The 21160-nt window shown below is 59.0% G+C and carries 18 protein-coding genes; 11 read left to right on the forward strand and 7 right to left on the reverse strand.

The annotated features are described in order from the left end of the window. Nucleotides 1-12 precede the first annotated feature (12 nt). Nucleotides 13-5058: a diguanylate cyclase gene (locus ACJO2E_RS08275; protein WP_406963404.1), complete on the forward strand. Its 5046-nt coding sequence runs from the start codon at nt 13-15 to the stop codon at nt 5056-5058. Between the two features lie 47 nt (nt 5059-5105). On the opposite strand, the gene ACJO2E_RS08280 is transcribed toward ACJO2E_RS08275, so the two are convergent. After that, nucleotides 5106-5783, reverse strand: a complete 678-nt coding sequence (locus tag ACJO2E_RS08280) for a nitroreductase (protein ID WP_406963405.1) — start codon at nt 5781-5783, stop codon at nt 5106-5108. 116 nt (nt 5784-5899) lie between these two features. Further along, nucleotides 5900-6781, reverse strand: coding sequence for a LysR family transcriptional regulator (locus tag ACJO2E_RS08285; protein WP_406963406.1), 882 nt, complete (start codon nt 6779-6781; stop codon nt 5900-5902). 184 nt (nt 6782-6965) lie between these two features. On the opposite strand from ACJO2E_RS08285, the gene ACJO2E_RS08290 reads away from it, so the two are divergent. After that, nucleotides 6966-7673: a glutathione S-transferase family protein gene (locus ACJO2E_RS08290; RefSeq protein WP_406963407.1), complete on the forward strand. Its 708-nt coding sequence runs from the start codon at nt 6966-6968 to the stop codon at nt 7671-7673. Between the two features lie 79 nt (nt 7674-7752). Then, the gene (locus ACJO2E_RS08295; protein WP_406963596.1) at nt 7753-8496 is read left to right on the forward strand and encodes a pseudouridine synthase; all 744 of its coding nucleotides are present in this window, start codon (nt 7753-7755) and stop codon (nt 8494-8496) included. A 17-nt stretch (nt 8497-8513) separates the two neighbouring features. On the opposite strand, the gene ACJO2E_RS08300 is transcribed toward ACJO2E_RS08295, so the two are convergent. Then, on the reverse strand, nt 8514-9257 hold the full coding sequence (locus ACJO2E_RS08300; RefSeq protein ID WP_406963408.1) for an esterase/lipase family protein: 744 nt from the start codon (nt 9255-9257) through the stop codon (nt 8514-8516). Nucleotides 9258-9650: 393 nt separating this feature from the next. Between ACJO2E_RS08300 and ACJO2E_RS08305 the strand changes: the two genes are divergently transcribed. Then, a complete protein-coding gene (locus ACJO2E_RS08305) occupies nt 9651-11681 on the forward strand; it encodes a bifunctional 2',3'-cyclic-nucleotide 2'-phosphodiesterase/3'-nucleotidase (RefSeq protein WP_406963409.1) in 2031 nt (676 codons plus the stop codon). Nucleotides 11682-11711: 30 nt separating this feature from the next. Here ACJO2E_RS08305 and ACJO2E_RS08310 read toward each other — a convergent pair whose 3' ends face one another. Together ACJO2E_RS08310 and ACJO2E_RS08315 are read right to left on the reverse strand one after the other, a co-directional pair. Continuing rightward, the gene (locus ACJO2E_RS08310) at nt 11712-12335 is read right to left on the reverse strand and encodes a glutathione S-transferase family protein (protein WP_406963410.1); all 624 of its coding nucleotides are present in this window, start codon (nt 12333-12335) and stop codon (nt 11712-11714) included. 95 nt (nt 12336-12430) lie between these two features. Beyond that, nucleotides 12431-12916: a VOC family protein gene (locus ACJO2E_RS08315; protein ID WP_406963411.1), complete on the reverse strand. Its 486-nt coding sequence runs from the start codon at nt 12914-12916 to the stop codon at nt 12431-12433. A gap of 491 nt (nt 12917-13407) precedes the next feature. Here ACJO2E_RS08315 and ACJO2E_RS08320 point away from each other — a divergent pair, with 491 nt between their 5' ends. The 3 genes from ACJO2E_RS08320 (at nt 13408) to ACJO2E_RS08330 (ending at nt 16004) form a co-directional block, all read left to right on the forward strand. Continuing rightward, on the forward strand, nt 13408-14046 hold the full coding sequence (locus ACJO2E_RS08320; RefSeq protein WP_406963412.1) for a hypothetical protein: 639 nt from the start codon (nt 13408-13410) through the stop codon (nt 14044-14046). A 131-nt stretch (nt 14047-14177) separates the two neighbouring features. Continuing rightward, nucleotides 14178-14939, forward strand: coding sequence for a BamJ family beta-barrel-assembly machinery protein (gene bamJ, locus ACJO2E_RS08325; RefSeq protein WP_406963413.1), 762 nt, complete (start codon nt 14178-14180; stop codon nt 14937-14939). Nucleotides 14940-15299: 360 nt separating this feature from the next. Next, nucleotides 15300-16004, forward strand: a complete 705-nt coding sequence (locus tag ACJO2E_RS08330) for a hypothetical protein (RefSeq protein WP_406963414.1) — start codon at nt 15300-15302, stop codon at nt 16002-16004. A gap of 130 nt (nt 16005-16134) precedes the next feature. Here ACJO2E_RS08330 and ACJO2E_RS08335 read toward each other — a convergent pair whose 3' ends face one another. After that, complete coding sequence (locus ACJO2E_RS08335) at nt 16135-16995, reverse strand: MBL fold metallo-hydrolase (RefSeq protein WP_406963415.1); 861 nt, start codon at nt 16993-16995, stop codon at nt 16135-16137. Nucleotides 16996-17090: 95 nt separating this feature from the next. On the opposite strand from ACJO2E_RS08335, the gene ACJO2E_RS08340 reads away from it, so the two are divergent. Genes ACJO2E_RS08340 through ACJO2E_RS08350 form a run of 3 tightly spaced genes read left to right on the forward strand, consistent with a single transcriptional unit; the run spans nt 17091 to nt 18278 of the window. Continuing rightward, the gene (locus tag ACJO2E_RS08340) at nt 17091-17420 is read left to right on the forward strand and encodes a metalloregulator ArsR/SmtB family transcription factor (protein WP_406963416.1); all 330 of its coding nucleotides are present in this window, start codon (nt 17091-17093) and stop codon (nt 17418-17420) included. After that, nucleotides 17417-17851 (forward strand): YeeE/YedE family protein, encoded by a 435-nt coding sequence (locus ACJO2E_RS08345; protein WP_406963417.1) that lies wholly within the window; start codon nt 17417-17419, stop codon nt 17849-17851. Before ACJO2E_RS08340 ends, ACJO2E_RS08345 begins: the two co-directional genes overlap by 4 nt. A 1-nt stretch (nt 17852) precedes the next feature. Next, nucleotides 17853-18278 carry a DUF6691 family protein gene (locus ACJO2E_RS08350; protein WP_406963418.1) on the forward strand — a complete coding sequence of 142 codons (426 nt, stop codon included), beginning with the start codon at nt 17853-17855 and terminating at the stop codon, nt 18276-18278. 116 nt (nt 18279-18394) lie between these two features. Here the strand turns inward: ACJO2E_RS08350 and ACJO2E_RS08355 are convergent, their stop codons facing one another. Continuing rightward, nucleotides 18395-19375, reverse strand: coding sequence for a sensor domain-containing diguanylate cyclase (locus ACJO2E_RS08355; RefSeq protein WP_406963419.1), 981 nt, complete (start codon nt 19373-19375; stop codon nt 18395-18397). A 423-nt stretch (nt 19376-19798) separates the two neighbouring features. Between ACJO2E_RS08355 and ACJO2E_RS08360 the strand changes: the two genes are divergently transcribed. Then, entirely contained in the window at nt 19799-21124 is a 1326-nt protein-coding gene (locus tag ACJO2E_RS08360) for an SCP2 sterol-binding domain-containing protein (protein WP_406963420.1), read from the forward strand. The last annotated feature ends 36 nt before the right edge of the window (nt 21125-21160 follow it).

A 21160-nucleotide genomic window follows, 5' to 3' on the forward strand; every position in this document is an offset into this window, starting at 1 on the left:
GGGAAGACCCTGATGCAGAACACGGTCCAGCTACCGGGCTACACCATCACCTCCTGCCTGTGGCGCCACACCGGGCGGGTGGCGTACAGTGCACAGCGCCAGATGGATGGCACTGGGGTCATCATTGAAACCCTGGACACCGAATATCCGGACCGCCGCCAGGTGGCCGCGCTCCAACACGAAGCGAGCATCGCGGCCCGCCTGGAAGGTGTTGGCGGTGTACGCCGGATTCACCAGGTGCTGCCCCACGGCAGCGGTAACCTGGCCCTGATCAGCGATCACTACGACAGCTCCCTCACCGATCTGCTGAACCGGACCAACGGCGGGCACCTGCCGGTACTCCAGGTGCTGGAGATCGCCCGGGACCTGACCCGGACCCTGATCGAGATCCACGCCCGGAACATCGTCCATAAGGCGATCACTCCCCATAACATCCTGTTCGACCGGAAGCGTGGCGAACTGGCACTGACCGGCTTCAGCATCGCCTCCGAGCTGGGCCAGGAACGGCAGGCCACGGATCTGGCGACTCACCTGGAAGGGCTGCTGGCCTACATATCCCCCGAGCAGACCGGCCGCATGAACCGCAGCCTCGACTACCGCTCCGACTACTATTCCCTCGGCGTACTGTTGTACGAACTGCTCACCGGCCAGCCCCCGTTTGTCGCCGATAACACGCTGGAGTGGGTACACCACCACATCAGCCGTCTGCCACCCACTCCCAGCAGCGTGTCACCGGAGGTGCCGAAGGCGGTTTCCGACATCGTGCTGAAGCTGTTGAGTAAGTCCCCGGACGAGCGCTATCAGAGCGGCGAGGGCCTGCTGCATGACCTGGCCCGGTGCATAACCGATATTGAGCAGGGCCAGCCACCGCTCCCCTTCGAGCTGGGAGAACAGGACCGCCTGCAACAGTTCCTGATCCCCCAGGCCCTCTACGGGCGCGAACAGGAGCTGGATGAGCTGCTGAACCTGTTCGAACAGGCGGTGGAAGGCCGTACCCGTTTCTGTCTGGTTCATGGCTATTCCGGTGTGGGCAAGTCGGCACTGGTGAATGAGATCGACCGTTACCAGGTGCGCGAGCGCGGCTTCCTGGTGCAGAGCAAGTTCGACCAGTTCCAGCAGGGTGAAGCCTATTCCGCCCTGGCGGCCACGTTCCGGGGCCTGGTCCAGCAGGTCCTGCTGGAACCGGAGGCGCAACTGTCGAAGTGGCGTGAACGCCTGACCGACGCACTGGGGCCCAACGGCGCCCTGGTCATCGACCTGGTGCCGGAACTGGCGCTGATCATCGGTGACCAGCCCCCGGTTCCCGAACTGCCGCCGGCGGAAAACCGTAACCGGCTGCAACTGGTGCTGGCCGCCTTCCTGCGGGTCTTTGCCGGCAAGGGGCACCCCGTGGTGCTGTTCCTGGACGACCTGCAATGGAGTGACACTCCCACCCTGGAACTGCTACGCCGTATTGTCACCGCCAGGGACCAGAGCCACCTGTTGCTGATCGGCGCCTACCGTAGCAACGAAGTCGGCCCGGGGCACCCTCTCACCCTGCTACTGAAAGACCTGGACAATCACCAATGCATTCATGAGATCCCCGTCTGGCCACTGGATCACTACTCGGTCACGCAGCTGGTGGCGGACGCCCTTCGCTGCGACCCTGACGCCAGCGCCGAACTGAGCGGTATGCTCTATCAGAGAGCCGAGGGAAATCCCTTTTTTACCAATGAGTTACTGCGCCAACTTCATACCCAGGGTGCGATCTCAGCGGACCCGGATACCGGCCAGTGGCAGTGGCATCTGGCCCGGACCCACTGGGAAGACATCAGCCACGATGTGGTGGAGTTCATGCTGGACAGCCTGCGGCAGCTTCCCGCCGAGACACAGACTGTACTGAAACTGGCCGCCTGCATCGGCAATACCTTCACCCTCCACACCCTCGCTGCCATCTACGAGCATTCGACGGCGGACACTGCCCAGGCGCTGCTGCCCGCCCTGAAACAGTACACCGTGCTGCCGCTGCACAGCGACTACCGACTGGTCAGCCAGCCAGACATCCGGCTGTCCCTGAACCCCTACTACCGCTTCCAGCACGACCGGGTTCAGCAGGCGGCCTATAACCTGATTGAGGCATCGGAGCTGCCACGCATGCACCTGCTGGTGGGCCGGTTGTTGCTACAACACGGTGGCAAATCCCCCGGCAATGACCTGTTGATCGATATCGTCAACCACCTCAACCTGGGGCGCGACCTGATCGAGTCCGAGGACGAACGTCGACAACTGGCCGGTTTCAACCTCCGTGCCGGCACCCGAGCCCGGCAGGCCTCCGCCTATGAGTCGGCCCTGAACTACCTCAGGGTTGCCCGCGAATTGCTGCCTGAGAACGCCTGGGCCAGCCATCCCGACCTGATGAAGTCGCTGGCCTCGGAGCTACAGCTCTGCTTCTACCTGACCAGCCACACCGAAGAGGCGGACCACTGGCTTGAGGTCATGCTGGCGCATGCCGCAACGCCCCTTGAGCGTGCCGACATCCTCGCCACACGCACCCGCCAGAATGCCACCCTGGGCAGGATGAGCGAGTCCATCCAGGCCGCCATCGAAGGACTGGCCCTGCTGGGTGTCAATTTCACCGAACACCCGACCCTCGACGATATCGCCGAAGAGCGTCAACGGGTTGAGGAATATCTGGCGGGTCGGGAGATTGCGGATCTGGTCGACGCTCCGATCATCGACGACCCCGCCACCCTGACGGCCATGCGGCTGCTGATGGAGATCTTCGCCGCAGCCTTTCTTTCCGGCAGCAACCTGTTCAGCTACCTGGTGCTCAAGGCGGTCAATCTGGCGCTGCACCGGGGCAACTGCCCGGAATCCGCCTTTGCCTATGCCGCCTACGGCATGCTGCTGTGCGGGGAACTGGACGAACCCGCCCTCGGCTACGAATACGGCAAGGCCGGCCTTGCCATCAACGAACGGCTCGACGACCTGAGCCTGAGAGCCCGTGTCATCTACGTCTATGCCATGTTTGTCCACCACTGGAGCAATCACTGGTCGACCCTGACTCCCTGGTTCCACAAGGGTATCGAGGCAGGCTACCAGTCCGGTGACCTGCTCTACCTGGCCTACAGCGCCCAGGACTGCGTCATCTGGGACCCGACCATGGACCTGGAGACCGCCCGTCGACTGCACGCCGAGAACCTGGAAATCGTACGCGAATGCGCCTACCAGGACTCGCTGGACTCCGGCAGCCTGTTCCTGCAGATGCAGCGCAACTTCCTCGGCGAAACAGAGGCACCCTCCAGCCTGAGCAGCAGCGATTTCGATGCCGGCCAATGCCTGGACGCGATGACGGACCGTCAGTTCATGACCGGTATTGCCAACCATCACATCTACCATGCCGAGATCAACGCGCTGTACGGGGATTATGAAAAGGCGCTGGAATCCGTCAGAAAGCAGGACACACTGATCAGGTCCGCCATGTCGCTACCACAACTGGTGCGATTCTATGTCGTCGCCAATCTGACACTGACCACCTGCTACCCGACCATGGGCATCGCCGAACAAAAGGCCACCCGCCAACGGCTGGAACAGGACCTGGCCAGGATGACCCTCTGGGCCGATAACTGCGAGGCCAACTTCCGGCACCTGCAATGGCTGATGAGCGCTGAGCTGGCGCGCCTGGACGGCGACAACCTGACCGCCCTGGCCCACTACGATGCCGCCATCGACGGCGCCCGTGCCAGCGGGTTCCTGAGGGACGAGGCCGCCGCCTTCGAGCGCGCCGCCCGCCTGCTACTGGCCCTGGGCAGGAACCGGTCGGCGGAAGGATACCTCCGTGGCGCCTACGGCATGTACAACCGCTGGGGCGCCAGACGCAAGGTGAAACAGTTAGAGGAGGAATTTCCGTTACTGCGTGAGTGGCGCCAGGCACAGCTCGGCGCGCCCGGCCACTCGCTGTCCAACCTGGACCTGGCGTCGGTCATGAAGGCCTCCCGGGAGATCTCGGGCGAAATGGTACTGGACCAGCTACTGCAGAAAACCCTGGCCATCCTGCTGGAGAACGCTGGCGGCCAGTGGGGCTGTATGATCAAGCGGACCGGGGCCCGCTGTGTGGTGGAAGCCGCCATCCTGCCGGAGCAGGACCTGCCACCCGCCAACCTCCCCGCGCACTCCACCCTGAGTGATCACCACGGCAACGCCATCGCCATGCCCATGAGCGTTCTCAGCCAGGTATTTCAGAGGGGTGAGGCCATCGTCCTGCACGATGCCGCTGCCGATGGGCCGTTTCTCAACGACCCCTACACCGTCAGCCTGCGCCCCCGCTCGGTCCTCTGTGTGCCCATCCTGAGGGAACGTTTCGAGGCGGCGGTCTACATGGAGAACAACCTGACCGACGGCGCCTTCACCGAGGACAGGGTGGAGTTGATCCGGCTGCTGGCCGCGCAGGCGGCGGTGGCCATTGAGAACGCCCACCTGTATGCCCAGGTCCAGGACTATTCCCGCACCCTGGAAGAGAAAGTCGCCGAGCGTACCGCCGAGCTGGAATCACTCAACGTGGAACTGCAACGACTGGCCGACCGGGACGGGCTCACCGGCGTCGCCAACCGGCGATCCGGTAACGCCTACCTGCAGGACACCTGGCTGCGCCTGCGCCGTGAGCCTCAACCACTGTCGGTGATCATGCTGGATGTGGACGACTTCAAGCGCTTCAACGACAACTACGGTCACCAGATGGGTGACGAGTGCCTGGTCCGGGTGGCGGGGGCGCTTGAGGCTCAGATACAACGCTCCACCGACATGGTGGTGCGCTACGGCGGCGAAGAGTTCATGATGATACTCCCCAACACCGACCGTGACGGCGCCATCCGGGTCGCCGAAAACGCACGCCTCGCCATCGAGGCACTGGCTATCGAGCACGACCACTCATCAACCGGTGACCACATCACTGTCAGTGTCGGCTGCGCCACCACCGTTCCTCACGAACAGGCAACGGCCGAACAACTGGTGTACGAGGCGGACCAGTCGCTCTACAAAGCCAAACAGAGCGGGCGTAACCGGATGCATGTGGCCGGTTAAGCCTGGCGGGCCCCGGTGATCCGGTTGCCGCCCGTCATCGCTTGATGTCAGGCTTCAAAGCCCAGGAAGCTCGCGGTATTACTCACCGGTCTCCGGCGGGAAACGACGGAATTGGCCACGAACTCATCATCCGGCCAGCCGAGCGCGACACAGGTCAGTATGACCTGGTCATCCGGAATCCCGGCCACTTCCCTCACCACCGGGCTCTGCATGATGCCCTGCCCGTTAATGACGGCGCCCAGCCCCCGGCTCCAGGCCGACAGCACCAGCCCGTAGGTCATGGCCCCGGAATCAAAATGGGCAATAGGGTTGTCCAGCAGTACCCGATCGAAGCAGACCACGATCGACACTGGCGCATCAAACTGGCGAAAGCCCCGCATCACCCAGTCCTGCCGGCGCTCCGCATCGTGGCGTTCTATCCCCATGGCTTCGAACAGTTGCACCGCAATTTCGATCTGGCGCTTACGGTGTTCCCCCTCATAAGCGCTATAGTCGCCAATTTCCCGGCTCGGCGGCACACCTTCCAGCATTCGCTCCGTATTGCCCCGGCGAACCCTTTCAAGGGGCTCGCCCGTCAGCACATGCAGGTGCCAGGGCTGGGTGTTCATGGAGGAAGGCGCGCGGTTCGCCAGCGCAATGATCTCTTCCAGAAGTTCACGGGGAACGGGTTTATCCAGGAATCCACGGATGGAGCGGCGTTCCTGAATGACCTGATCAAGTTTCATGGGTCGCCCTTTGTTAGGTTTATAGGGTTGGCGTCAGTTCGTGGCAAATGGTGGCTTGCCCGTCTGATCAAAAAATAATGCAAGCGCTCGATTATAGACCCTATAAATACGCTTGCTCAATAAGTTGAGCAAAGACGTTGATCCCCGGCAAAGGCATCCGACAGGTGGCGCATGACCAGTTTGATACGCTCCACCCGGCGCAAGTCGGGGTGGGTCAACAACCAGAGATCCGATGACTTCCCCGGGGGGAATGGGAACAGTGTTTCCAACTCCGGTCTCTGCTGGTCGTTTGGCAGAAGTGCCAGACCATGTCCGCCCTGCGCCAACCAGGACATCGCCACCAGATCGTCACTGCGAGCCGTGACACAGTGAGCAAGCGTGCGCTCGAGCCAGACAAAGGCCGGCAAGCGTAGCATGCCACCGCTGGCGCCAATGAGCCGGTGATGCTGCAGTTCGTCCGGACTGACGGGGAATCCGTGCTTGTTCCGATAGGCCTGGCTGCCGTAGACACTCCAGCCAATGGACCGTACCTTACGCCCCACGAGATGCTCCGGGGGCGCGGCCGTTACACGAACAGCGATATCCGCCTGTCGGCTGCTCATGTTGATCTCCTGGTTGCTGACAAGTATCTCGGCCCTGATATCGGGGTAATCCCGGTTAAGATCGGCCAGGTAGTCCGGCAGGTATCGGTAGGCCAGGTTATTGGGGGCGGTTATCCGGACTTTGCCGGCGGGCTGAACATCCCGACCGGCAATCCGTCGTTCAATATCATTGAAGGCGCCATCCACACGATTGGCCAACTCCCTTAGTTCCTCACCCAGGGGGGTCAGAGCGTAACCTCCGGGAAGCCGGTCGAACAGACGGGCGCCAAGATCCTCCTCGAAGGCATTCAGACGACGAAAAACCGTGGAGTGATTCACCCCCAACGTTCGGGCCGCCCCAGCCAGGGAGCCCGTCTGCTCGACCGCCAGAAAAACCTTCAGTGAATTCCAGTCCACTTGCCTCACCTTCGCTTTGCAAAATTGCAATATCACCTTTCCATGATTGCTAATTTCACCCGCCATGTGCAAGAGAGATACTGGCCAGGACCCCAGAAACGTGGAGGACACACAATGTTTGGCAGATTAACCCCTGATACCGCCGCACCCGCCCACTCAGCTGGTTCCGCGGGGAGGTTCACCCATGATTCCTGAATTCGAACTCATTACCCACGTGCTGTGTCCGTACGTGCAGCGCTCGGTCATCGCCCTGCAGGAAAAACGTATCCCCTACCGTCGCACCGACATCGACCTGTCCAACAAACCGGACTGGTTCCAACAGATTTCCCCACTGGGCAAGGTGCCGGTGCTGGTAGCAGAGGGAAAAGGGGCCCTGTTCGAGTCCGCCGTGATCTGTGAATACCTGGATGAGGTTACGCCGGGAACACTGCACCCGGAGGACCCATGGCGACGGGCTGACCATCGGGCCTGGATCGATTTCGGTTCGGGCATCCTGTCCGAGATCGCCAGGATGTACAGTGGCGCCACAAGAGAAGCATTCGACACAGCCTGTGAGACGTTACGAATGCGGTTCAGGCAACTGGACGAACGGCTGGATAACGGTCCCTGGTTTGCCGGAGAGACGTTCTGCCTTATTGATGCCGTTTACGGTCCGATTTTCAGGTACTTTGACGTATTCGATACGGCACTGGATCTCGATATTTTCCAGAATGCAGAAAAAGTCCAGCTTTGGCGGAGTCATCTGCGGACACGTGAGTCCGTTCGGCAAGCGGTTACTGCAGACTATCCGGAACGCCTGCTGGCGTTCGTTGGAAACCGTGGCAGCTATATGTCATCTCTGATAGAGGGTGCCATCCACGAAACCGGTAGGAAAGCCGTCAACAGCGGATGATGGTCGACCGAGAGGAATATCCACACGGGCCAGGTCTGGTACTATGCCACGCATATTCCAGGCCGGCCCGGACATTCCCGTGAAACTTTCCCGCATCCTCAGCAATCAGAATGGTGTCAGCCGCCAGCAGGCCAACCGGACCATTGCCTCCGGACAGGTACGGGTGGATGGAGAGGTATGCACCGACGCCGCCAGGGAGGTTTCGCGTTTCCAGGGCGTGGTGGTGGGCGATAAGATCATCAGGCGGGCGTTGCCGGCACACTACCTGATGCTGAACAAACCGGCTGGATACCTCAGCGCCACCCGGGATCCCGTTCATCCCACGGTTATGGAGTTGCTACCGCTGGGGATCAGACCCGACCTGCACATTGCCGGACGCCTGGACCGGGCCAGCACCGGACTGATGATCCTGACCAATGATGGCACCTGGTCACGGTGCCTGACAGAACCCGAGGTCAAATTACCCAAGGTCTACCGGGTAACCACCCTTCGGCCCATCGAGCCCCACACCGCACAACGGTTTGCGGAGGGCATCTGGTTTGCCTACGAAGGCCTGACCACCTCCCCCGCCACTCTCGAACAGCTTGGGTCCAACGAAGCACGGGTGACCATCCTTGAAGGCCGCTACCACCAGGTGAAGCGCATGTTCCATGCCGTCGGCAACCAGGTCACCAGCCTGCACCGGGAGCGTATTGGAGAAATCACCCTGCCCCAGGATCTGGCGCCCGCCGCCTGGCGGAATCTGAGGGCAGACGAGGTCCGGTCCGTTCCCACCGGACGAGCTGCCGTCACCGAGAACGTCGGTCGACCGGTCGTTACCTGACGCTTGCTCCGGGCATACTAAGGATGCTGGAACTCACCGTCCTGCAGGAAGTGAAGGGTCTGTTCAATCACCTCATCATCCGTCATCAGGAAAGGATGGCTGACCGGCACGGTGATAAAGTCCTGCATGCCCACGAGTTTCGCCCGCTCGATGGAAACCTTGCCGTCATCGTCCCCAGGGATAAGGGTCGACAGGATCAGGTTGATGGAATCATGGCCGGCGATAATCCCGACATCGAGATCGGTGGATCCCAAAGACTGGGGAACTGAATCGTTCCCGGTTCCCAACTGGTTTCCAGCGGGTCCGTTGATCCACTGGAAAGGCGCCAGCCCGCCAAGTTTATCCACGACCTCACTGCCCTGGTTTGGCGGCCCCAGCATGACCACCCGCCCAAAGCGGAACGGTGCGTCCCCATCGTTCAGATACCGCACGATGATACCGCCCAGGGAATGGGTCACAAACGCAACCTCGCTTTCACTATCCGGGCCGACACACTCCAGGATCTGCGGGACAACGTAGTCGCTGGCCAGTTTCCCGATGGGGTGGTCAGTGGAGGGGTAGTCGATATTGCACGGGCGGAACCCCGCCGCCGTCAGGGCCTCAGCCATGTCGTCCATGGAATGGTGCGAGCGTGCCAGGCCGTGAAGCAGCACAACGGGGGAATCAGCCTGATCCGCCCGGGCGCCCTGCGCGCCTGCCAGCAGCATCGCCAGGAACATAATACTGCCTGGAATGGAAATGGAATACCGCATCCTGGTCATTGTCCTCCGGCGGCGGGATGGCGCTGTCATCCGGCCGCTTTTAACCCGTTTCCTGTTGCTGTCACCGTCCCGGTGTACTGAAACCTCAGGCGCGCCAGGCCGACGATGTCGTGGGCGACAGGGCGCCAGCGTTCATCATCATACCATCAGCGACACGGAAGGCCTTCGGCCTGGAAGACGGCCCCTGATCCATCCAGTGCCTTCCTTGGTTTCCGAGTTTACCTTGTCATCTCCGCTGTCTCGGTATCGTCATCGCCCGGTAAGACACCGTTCACACCGGCGTCACAGGCTCCCCCTAGCCTGAGGCTGAACTTCGCCACCTAACGAAATCCAGGCAAAAGACCGGTGGCCCCACTTCAGAACCATTTCCGATATCCCGAGCAAGGAGTCTCCATGAAACGTCGAACAGGCACGTTCACCCCATCCCCCATTGCCATCGCCCTCCCCCTGGTGGCTGCCACGTTGCTGGCTGGCTGCGGCAGCGATGACGACGATGGCCCGTCCACCAACACCGCGACAGTGGAACTGCGCCTGATGGAAACCACTGACATTCACTCCAATGTCATGGACTACAACTACTACAGTGACCAGCCGGATTCCTCCATTGGCCTGGTGCGCACCGCCACGCTCATCCGCGAGGCCCGGAATGAGATGAGTGAAGTCCCCAACAGCGTGCTGGTGGACAATGGAGACCTGATCCAGGGCAGCCCCATGGGTGACTGGCGCCATGCCGAAGGCATGTCAGCGGAGGACGTGCACCCGGTCTACAAGGCCATGAACGAGCTGGACTACACCGTGGGCAACTACGGCAACCACGAGTTCAACTATGGCCTGGAATACCTGGCCGAAAGCGTAAACGATGCCAACTTCCCCTACATCAGTGCCAACATCTACGTGGATGATGGCGATGACAACCCGGACAACGATGTTCCCTATTTCGATCCCTACCTGCTGGTGGATAAAGAGGTCCAGGACAGCGAAGGTAACCTGTACGAACTGACCATCGGCTTTATCGGGTTCGTGCCCCCGCAGATCATGCAATGGGACAAGGACAACCTGACCGGCAAAGTGATTGCCAAGGACATTCGCGCCACCGCCGAAAAATTCGTGCCGGAGATGAAGGAAAAGGGAGCTGACCTGATCGTGGCCATTCCTCACTCAGGCGTCAGCACCCAGGCTTACAGCGAGGACGCCAAGGCTGAGAACAGTACCTGGTACCTCTCGGAAGTAGAGGGTATCGACGCCATCATGTTCGGCCACAGCCACCTCGTGTTTCCCTCCGACGCCTTCGCGGACACCGCGGAAGTGGACATCGACAAGGGCACCATCAAGGGCATTCCCGCCGTGATGCCCGGCTACTGGGGCAGCCACCTGGGCATCATCGACCTGACCCTGGAGTACAATGTGGACAACGACGCCTGGACCGTGGCGGACAGCCTGGTCGAGGCGCGGCCGATCCAGGTGGACGGCGAATCCGTGGTGGATGCGGACAGCATCATCGCCGCCCTGCTGGCCGGGGATGACCAGGCCACCCGCAACTACATGGGCACCCCCATCGGCGAGTCCACCGCCGATATGTTCTCCTTCCTGGCAGTGGTAAAGGACGACCCGTCGATCCAGATCGTCAGCGACGCCCAGAAGGCCTATGTGGAGGAACTGATCCAGGGGGACGTCAACCTGCAGGACCTGCCAGTGCTTTCCGCCGCCGCACCGTTCAAGGCCTGCGACCGTGAAGGTATCTGTGCCGAGGAAAGCAGCTTCACCACCGTGCCCGCCGGAGAACTCACCCTGCGTAACGCCGCCGACCTCTACCTGTATCCGAACACCCTGATGGCGGTGAAACTCAACGGCGATGAACTCCGGGGCTGGCTGGAGTGCTCTGCCTCCCAGTTCAACCAGATCGACGTGGATTCCACCGCCCCCCAGGAACTGGTGAACTTCACCGGCTTCCCCACCTACAATTTCGATGTCATCGATGGTGTTACCTACCAGATTGACGTCACCCGCCCCCCCAGGACCGACGGTACCTGCAACGTACTGAACCCGGGTGCCCAACGCATCGTGGACCTGCAGTTCGAAGGCCAGCCGGTCACGTCGGACCAGGAGTTCATCGTCGCCAGCAATAACTACCGGGCTAACGGGGGCGTGTTCCCGGGAACCGGCAGCGACCATGTGGTGATCAACTCACCCGACGCCAACCGCACCGTGCTGGCCAATTACATCCGCGACAACAGCCCGGTTACCCCGACTGCGGATGAGAACTGGTCCATTGCACCCATTTCCGCCAGCGTGGACCTGACCGTGGTGTTCCGGGTGCCCAACACCGACCGCGCCCGCAACTTCGTGGCCGACAACGCCATGAACGCCAGCTTCCTGGAAGTGAACGGCAACAACGAGGCGGTCTACGAACTGAACCTGCAGTAACTTCCTCCGAGCCGGAACGGCTGGCCCTGATCAGGTTTCCAGGGCAGCGAAGGACTCGGCGATGGTCGGCGGCGCGGTGGGCCGGGCGTACATCCACGCCAGGTACTCCCGCAACCTTGGCGCGTCGCCGAGCATCTCCTCCTCGTTTGCCCAGTCAAGGGTATACGCCGCGTTGAAATCGGCCACGCTGAGCCGGTCGCCCACCAGGAACTCCCGGCCCTCCATGTGCTGCTCAAGCACGGCCACCATGTCTATGCACTCCTGTCTTGCCAGGGCGATATCCTGGGGCAGTCGCTTGTCTTCCGGATACAACAGTGTGTGCCGACCAATTCGCCACAGGGGCTGTTCGATCTCGGTCACCAGGAAGAATATCCAGCGATACATCTGGCCCCTGTCCTCCACGGTTTCCGGAATAAGCCCGGCCTGGGGATGCTTCTCCGCCAGGTAGAGCTGGATCGCGGCGGACTCAGTCATCACAAGACCATCGTCGATCAAAACCGGCACCTTCGCCGCAGGATTGAGGGCCAGGAACTCCGGGTTCATCTGCTCACCGTTGAGGAGATCCACCGGGAGCATCTCATACTCCAGGCCAAGTTCATTCAACAACCAGATAACGCGCAGAACGCGGGTCGGGGGGGCTCCGTACAGTTTCATGGTGTCCAGCTCCGTTCGTTTGCAGGAAGGAAAATCTGTCTGACTCCCTGACTAGTCGGGCTGAAGGAAACGAAATCGACACGTCCCTATAACGGCTAGCCGCGAACCGCGGCCTCAATCGTAGCGATATCAATTTTCCTCATCTGCATCATCGCCTCAAAGGCCCGCTTGGCCCTGGCGGGGTCGGGATCGGTAACGGCCTCGGTCAGTACGATCGGGGTTATCTGCCAGGAGATTCCCCACTTGTCCCTGCACCAGCCGCAGGCGCTTTCCTTGCCTCCGTTGCCGACAATGGCATTCCAGTAGCGATCCGTTTCAGCCTGGTCTCTCGTGGCTACCTGAAATGAAAACGCCTCATCGTGCGTGAACGCTGGCCCGCCATTAAGTCCCAGGCATGGAATACCCAATACAGTGAACTCAACGGTGATAACATCTCCCGCTTTGCCTGCGGGATAATCCCCCGGTGCACGGTTAACGGCAAGGACCTCCGAATCCGGAAACGTATCGGCGTAAAAGCATGCTGCTTCCTCGGCAGTGCCGTCGTACCAGAGGCAGATTCTGTTCTTTGGTGTGGTCGTCATGATTCAGTGCTCCTTGGTCAACGTAGATCAGCTGTATGCGACCTACTGGTAACTTGTCGTGCGAAACCTGACCTGATCGACACGTATGCGCTTTCCCACAATAGAAAAACCCCATATTCCATTCACGCACGTTTTTCGCATTTAGAGTTACACCCAATGTGTCCATGTTGGCAAATATGAAAGAAAGATGATTTAGTGCAAAATTTGATCACTCGACATTCCGCCAGGAGATTCTTTGCGGCTTCCGGGTGATAGCAGGAGATAAACCTCGCTTTTACACTTCCCTGGATCCTGGTGCAAAGACCCCTTTCAGGTCTGAGCTCAGGTACAGATCAGTGTGGTTATTTGGTTGTAATCTGAACTCTTACTTTCCATTAGGTTATGTAAAGATCAAAGTTACAACGTAAATTATAAAAAAGAGGTTTCTTATGAAAATGTCAACAAAAATGAAACTGGGGAGCATAGCCGCCGTCCTCGCGTCAGGGCTCTTTATGTCAGGTTCCGCACTCGCTGTCGGCGGCGGTGGCGGCGGTGATTGCAGCGTCAGCACCGAAAGGTCGTTGGGCGCAGAATTTTTTGTACCCAGCGGTGGTGATGGTAACTACAACATCCTCGGCTGGGGTAACGGTACCGGTGGTTCCGTGAGCAACTACGACGGTATGCTGGAGTCTGTCGCGGAGCAATGTATCCTGGTGGCGGCAGCCACTACCTCTCAGTCCGGCGACGGTAGGGATGTGGAAAACGCGGTTAACCGGGCGAAGAGCCGTTACGCCAACATTGTTGGTTCCAATCCGAAGGTCTGTACGTCTGGCCATTCCCAGGGTGGCGGTGGTTCCTTCAACGCCGCGAATCGCCTGGATGCAGACTGCGTCATCGCCGTTCAGCCTGACACCGTCTACACCACCCGCATTGATCGTCCGGTAGCCAGCGACGTCGACGTTGTCTGTATCTTCAGCACAGGGGATACCCTGGCACCGGCATCACCGTTTAACGGCAGGAATTGCCGTAGCAACTCAACCAGGTACACCCAGGAACTTACTTCTGGTACTCACTTTACGCCGACCTCCGGTGATGGCGGCGCCGTTGGCGACGTAATGCGTGAATATGCCGAGCGTTGGTTGGTTAACTAATCGCTTCTAGCGCCAGCTCTTTAAAAACCTCAGCCTATATGGTTGAGGTTTTTTATTATTTGCGTGAATAATTTCTGCTTCGACATTCTTATAATGTTGGTTCTTTAATTTCAGTTCAGTGAGGAAGTCACATGAGAAAATACACAGTCGCTGCCGTGGCATTATTGATAGGCACGGTATCCATGGGAGCCTACAGTGAACAGTCTCAACCCGGGGAGTCAGAACAGAAAACAACAGTAGCTAACGAAGAACAGCCATTCTTTGACGATCTGGATGACCGTTACAGCTATGCCTATGGCGCTGAGTTGGCAAAGAACTTCAAGGCCGAGGGCGTTGCATTGGATGTCGACATGCTGGCGACGGCGATGCGAGAGGTATTTGACGGCGACGAAATGAAAATGTCCGATGGAGAAATCGCCGCCACCATCGAAATCTATCAGCGGATTCATAATAAAAAGAAAGACGCAGAACGGGCCGTGGAGGCTGAGAAAAACGAACGGGAAGGAGAAGCCTTCCTGGCGGAGAATGCCAATAAGGACGGCGTGGTAATCACTGAGAGCGGTTTGCAGTACAAGGTCATCACCGAAGGTGATGGTGACTATAACCCGACGGCAGACGATGAAGTGACTGTGCACTATCGAGGTACCTATGTCGATGGCACCGAATTCGACAGTACCTACAGCCGTAATGAACCGTACACCGTTGAAGTCAAGCGACTCATCGAAGGTTGGGCCGAAGCACTCCAGTTGATGTCAGTAGGCTCCAGGTGGGAGCTGTATATTCCTTCCGACATTGCCTATGGAGAGGAAGGAGCAGGACAATACGTTGGCCCGAATGCCGTGCTGGTATTTGATGTTGAGCTACTGGAAATTAATAAGATGAAAGACTCGTAATCGCTATGTAATAGCCCCCCCAGGCCACTAAAAATACTGAACTTTATTAAGCCCCTGAGGCGAAGAACGACCTCTTCCAAGGCTATGGATCATCATACCTGTCGTGCTTCCCTTCTGTGCAAAGGGTCATTATTAATTACTTTGAGATTCCACGAATATATCTATTTTTGAATTTCGTGTGATAGCAAGAGGAAAGCCTGGCTTTTACCCTATTTGTGACCCTGCACCAGACGCTAGACGTCAGGTTTGGGCGCAGGTGCTTTCAGTACGTTTTCATGGTTGTAATTTGAATCGTTACTTTTCATGCATTTGTTCAAGTGTAAAAAATATCAACATAACGTACAAACAAAGGGGTTTGTTATGAAACTGTCAACAAAGATGAAACTTGGAAGCATTGCAGCCGTTCTGGCCTCAGGACTTTTTATGTCAGGCTCGGCGCTGGCCGTCGGTGGTGGCGGCGGCGGTGCCTGCGACGTTGACACCGAACGAGGTTCCGGCGCTCGGTTCTTTGTACCGAGCGGTGGTAGCGGTAATTACAACATTCTGGGCTGGGGCAACGGGACCGGCGGTACCGTAAGCGCATACAGCGGCATGCTGGAGTCTGTTGCAGAGCAGTGTGTCCTGGTCGCCGCTGCCACCACTACCCAGTCCGGAAATGGCAGGGATGTGGAAAGCGCGGTTAACCAGGCGAAGAGCCGTTACAGCAACATTGTTGGGTCAGATCCCAAAGTCTGTACCTCTGGTCACTCTCAAGGTGGCGGTGGTTCTTTCAATGCTGCGAATCGCCTGGATGCGGATTGCGTGATCGCCGTTCAGCCCGACACCGTTTACACCACCCGGATCGATCGCCCCGTGGCTAGCGATGTTGACGTTGTCTGCATCTTCAGCACCGGTGACGTGCTGGCCCCGGCACTGCCCTTCAATGCCAGCAACTGCCGTCGTAACTCGACTCGCTATAGCCAGGAGACAACGTCCGGCACTCACTTTGCCCCCATCGGCGGTACGGGCGGCGAACCTGGAGAGGTAATGCGCGAATATGCCAACCGTTGGTTGGTTAATAACTAATCACCACTCGACTCTAGCACTTCAGAAAACCCTGGCCTGCCTGGCTGGGGTTTTTTATTACGATGGGCAGGTACTCGTCGTCCTTTGCGTTTTCCGCTTTGCCCTTCTTTGCTTCTTCCTGACTTTTTCCTTACAAGCGGTTGATGGGGAGTTTCAGGTAGCTTACCCCGTTGCCTTCCGGCGGCGGCATTCGCCCGCCCCGTATATTCACCTGCACCGAGGGCAGTATCAGTCGCGGCATCTCCAGAGTGGCATCCCTCGCCTCCCGCATACTGACAAATTCCGCCTCGCTAACACCTTCACGGATATGGATGTTGTGGTGTTTCTGCTCACCGACGGTGGTCTGGCAAGCGTATTCTCGCCGGCCTCCGGGATAGTCATGACAGACAAATACACGGGTTTGCTCGGGTAAGGTCAGAAGCTTCCGGATGGAGCGATACAGGGTACCGGCATCGCCCCCCGGGAAATCGCAACGGGCAGTACCGCTATCGGGCATAAACAGGGTGTCGCCCACGAAAAGGGCATCGCCGATCAGCCAGGCCATGTCTGCCGGGGTATGACCCGGCACATGAATCACCCGGCCTTTCAGCTCGCCGACAGAAAAGGTCTCGCCATCGCTGAACAGGTGGTCGAACTGACTGCCGTCGCAGAGGAATTCCTTCCCCAGATTAAACACCTCGTGGAATGTCGCCTGCACCTCACGGATATGCTCGCCTATGGCCAGCCGGCCGCCTACCTGATCACGCACAAAGGGTGCAGCGGAAAGATGGTCGGCATGGGCGTGGGTCTCCAGCACCCAGTCGACGGTGAGATTGTGCCGCTTCACAAAGTCCACCAGGCGCTGGGCACCTGCGGTGCTGGTCCGGCCCGCCCTGGGATCGTAATCCAGCACCGGATCTATGACCACAGCATGGCCACCTGCGCCTTCGTACACCACGTAACTCCAGGTTTCGGTGTCCGGGTCGAGGAAGGCTTCTACCTGGGGACGCATGGGGGTTCTCCTGTATTCCGGTCCGACGATAAAATCAATATACTTTTATACATAATATCTGACAATATATTGTTTTAGTGAAGAGAGATGATCTGATGGCTGATACCTCCCATCTGAGTGTGGCCCAAATGCGCGAGAATGCCGGTGAAGCCACCGCCATGCTGCGGTTATTGGCACACGAGGACCGGCTGCTGCTGCTTTGCCAGCTTAGCCAGGAAGAACTGTGCGTGAGCGATCTGGAGACACGGCTGGCAATTCACCAGCCTACCCTGTCCCAGCAGCTGGGAGTGCTGCGCCGGGAAGGACTGGTGGCCACCCGACGTCAGGGCAAGCATATCCACTACCGAATTGCCGACAAAAGCGTGCTGGTGTTGCTCCAGACGCTCTATGAACTCTATTGCCAACCCAAAGGAGAAGCATCGTGACTGTAGACTGGAATGCATTTTCCCCGGTATCGGCGCTGACCGGCGGGGCCCTCATCGGCCTGGCGGCGGTGGCGTTCCTGCTGCTCAACGGTCGCATTGCCGGCATATCCGGCATTGTGGGTGGTCTGCTGCGACCCCAGGCAGGGGATGTCGGCTGGCGGCTGGCCTTCGTCGCGGGCCTGGTACTGGCGCCCGTGATCTGGACAGTGGCATGGGCTGCTCCGGAACTGACCATCGCCGCCAGCTACCCGATACTGGTCATCGCTGGCCTGATTGTTGGCATCAGCACCCGGTGCGGCAGCGGCTGCACCAGCGGGCACGGGGTCTGCGGGATCTCCAGGCTGTCGCCGCGCTCCCTGGTGGCCACCGTCTGCTTCATGGCCACCGGCTTTGCCACTGTCTACGTCGCCCGTCATCTGCTGGGGAACTGATATGAACCGCCACCTTCTTTCCGCACTGATCACCGGCCTGGTATTCGGACTGGGCCTACTGGTGTCCGACCTGGCCAATCCGGCCAAGGTACTGGCCTTCCTGGATCTTGCTGGCGCCTGGGATCCTTCCCTGGCACTGGTGATGGGGGCTGCGGTGGCCGTTGGCCTGGTAGGCTTCCGGCTCGCCAGGGGCCGAAACCGCTCATGGCTGGGCGTGCCCCTGCGTCTACCCACCGCCACACACCTGGACAAGCGCCTGATTTTGGGTGGACTGGGCTTCGGCGTGGGCTGGGGTCTGGCCGGCTTCTGCCCGGGCCCTGCCCTGGTGGCATTGGGAGCAGGCGAACTCAAGGCTATAGTGTTCGTCGCGGCAATGCTGGCAGGTATGGGGCTGTTTGAAATACTGGAGCAACGCCGCGCTGGCTAATTTCGATGTCGCGCTCTTTAGTAAGCCGGCCTCAGACACTAATGAGGTGGTGCAGGCAAAGAGGACTACCGCCAATAACAGCGCTACCGTAATCCAGGCTCTGATTGTGCACGGCTTTAATCCTGCCTGCCCCCTGAACCACCTACCTTTCGGCGTCGGGCTGTTTTCTCAACATACATCTGTCGGTCAGCATCGGATATAGCACCCAGCAGTCCGAGCTTCGGATCACGGGTAGCTGTACCTATCGAGGCCGCAACACCGTTCCTGGCAAAGGACGAACGTACCCTATCAAGAAGGCTATCCAACTCAGTCCGGCCGCATTCGACTGCCATGACCCCGAACTCATCACCACCAAGTCGAGCTACCAGGTCGCTTTCTCTTACAGCGTCCTTGAGGGCCAGAGCCACACGACATAGCAAATCATCTCCCTGGGCATGCCCCTGGGTGTCGTTGATCTCTTTGAGACCATCCACATCGACGATCATTATGCTCGTAGGACTGCCATACCGACCGGCCCTGGCTTCTTCCGCCTCAATGGCTGCCCCCCAACCGCGTCGATTGACAAGACCTGTCAGATCGTCCGTTGTTGCTTCACGCCGGCTCTTCTCCAGAGCCCTTTCTATATCGACAGCCAACAGTTCACTCGATAACACGGTTCCAAGAAGCTTTCCCAACAACTCAACGAGCGGGAGTTCGTTCTCCATTGACTCCCTTTTCGCACTAGGGTCAATCGCGCAGAGCGTGCCAAACAATGAACCGTCATTTCTGCATACAGGAACTCCGATATACGCACCTATCTCAATCTGTTCATTGATGGGCGCTTCCGCATAAACAGCCACTTCAGAGGCGTTGGGCGCCACTCTTGGACCCTCTCCCCGGGCCATGCGAGAGCAATAGCTATCCACCCACTGGAACACGGTCCCCTCCTCTACACCGTACCGGTGATCATCTGCCTGAAGCACGATCCAGTCATGGCCCTCGGTCCGTGTCATCATCCACAAGCCCATGTCTATTCGATCATGAAGGAAACGGAGAACGGCACGACTAGCCGACTCGAAGTCGTTGAAGGGGTTCATATCGATCGGTGGCTGTTCCATTCAACTTCCTTTAGGCGAATTTCCAGCATAGAGCCGAAGATGCGATGGCGAGGGTTCTGCGCGGTACCTATATCCTTAATGGTTGTAGTCCCGTCTTGATGACTTTAGCGTGGCCCGTCCTTGATAACTGCTGTTTTTCTCAATCACCCTGTCGGAACATTTTACACTGAAAGCCCTCGGACCAGAACTTACTGGCTCAATACTCACTCCTGCACCCCAGCAATCTCTTCACCCATTCGAGGTCGATTGCACTGGCACTTCCCTTCCTCCATCCCTTGCATAAATTATATTATGATCATAATATGATGGCCGAAATATAAAACGGCCACTGAACAACCGCCCCGAATGGAAAACCCTTCACCGGAGCGCACAGTGCCTTGCATTCAATGATTCCTGGTTCAACCCACAGCCCCGGAGGCCGGCATGAAGATGGACAACCACCCCACTGTTGTAAAGGTTCGCGCCAACGGCGCCGCCCAAAAACGTTCAGGTCCTATTGACGCGACCTTCCTGAAGGACCTGGCCCTGGAATGCGGTGCTGACGATGTCGGCCTGGTGGAGGTCAACCGGCCAGCGCTGGAAATGGACCGCCCCTATATCGGCAAGGTGTTCGAGCCTGCGAAGGCGCTACTGTCGTTTGTCATAAGAATGAACCGCGAACCGGTACGCTCGCCCGCCCGCTCCGTCGCCAATCAGGAATTCCACGCCGTCTATGACGACGTGAATGACACGGCCCGACGAATCGTCCGTGCACTGGAGGCCCAGGGCATCCCCGCCTGCAATGCCGTCGCCGCCTTTCCCATGGAGGTGCAGCTTCCCGGGCGCGGCTGGATGGTGTCGCACAAGCCCGTTGCGGTGGAAGCCGGGCTGGGGATGATCGGCCTGCACCGGAACGTCATTCACCCGAAGTTCGGCAGCTTCGTGCTCCTGGGCACCATACTCATCGGCGAGGAAGCCACCGCCTACGATAAACCGATCGACTACAACCCCTGCCTGGGCTGCAACCTGTGCGTGGCGGCCTGCCCCGTGGGTGCCATCAAGACCGACGGTGGCTTCGACTTCATGAGCTGCTTCACCCATAACTACCGTGAGTTCCTGGGCAATTTCGGCGACTGGGTCCATACCCTCGCCGATGCCAAAAGCGCCAAGGACTACCGCAAGCGCTTCACGGATGGGGAAACGGCCTCCATCTGGCAGTCCCTGTCCTTCAAGCCCGGCTACAAGGCGGCCTACTGCCTAGCCGTCTGCCCGGCCGGCGAGGATGCCATCAACCCCTTCCTCGAAGACAAGAAGAGTTACGTCAAGCAGGTACTGCGGCCGTTAACGGAACAGGAGGAAACCGTCTACGTGCTACCCCACTCGGACGCCGAAAAACACGCGGGACAACGGTTCCCTCACAAGGAAATCAAACGGGTTCGCCCACAGATTCGTCCGCAATCCGTGGACATGCTCCTGCGCATGATGCCACTCAGCTTCCAGCGGGGCCGTGCCAAAGGGGTGGACGCCCGCTATCACTGGACCTTTACCGGCGACGAGAAGATCCAGGCCACGATCGAGATAAAGGACAGCCAACTCACCATCGAACGCGACCATGTGGGAGAAGCGGACATCACAGTGACCGCCGACTCGGCAACCTGGCTCAAGGTCGTCTCCCGCGAGTACAACGTGCTGGCCGCCCTCGCGCTCCGAAAGGTTCGGGTTAAAGGGGACATGACGTTATTTCGCGCCTTTGGGAAATGCTTTGTCTGAACAGATCCATACGAAGTCCCACAAAAAATCCGGCGG

This window comes from Marinobacter shunpengi, from assembly GCF_045449695.1.
Taxonomy (GTDB): Bacteria; Pseudomonadota; Gammaproteobacteria; order Pseudomonadales; family Oleiphilaceae; genus Marinobacter.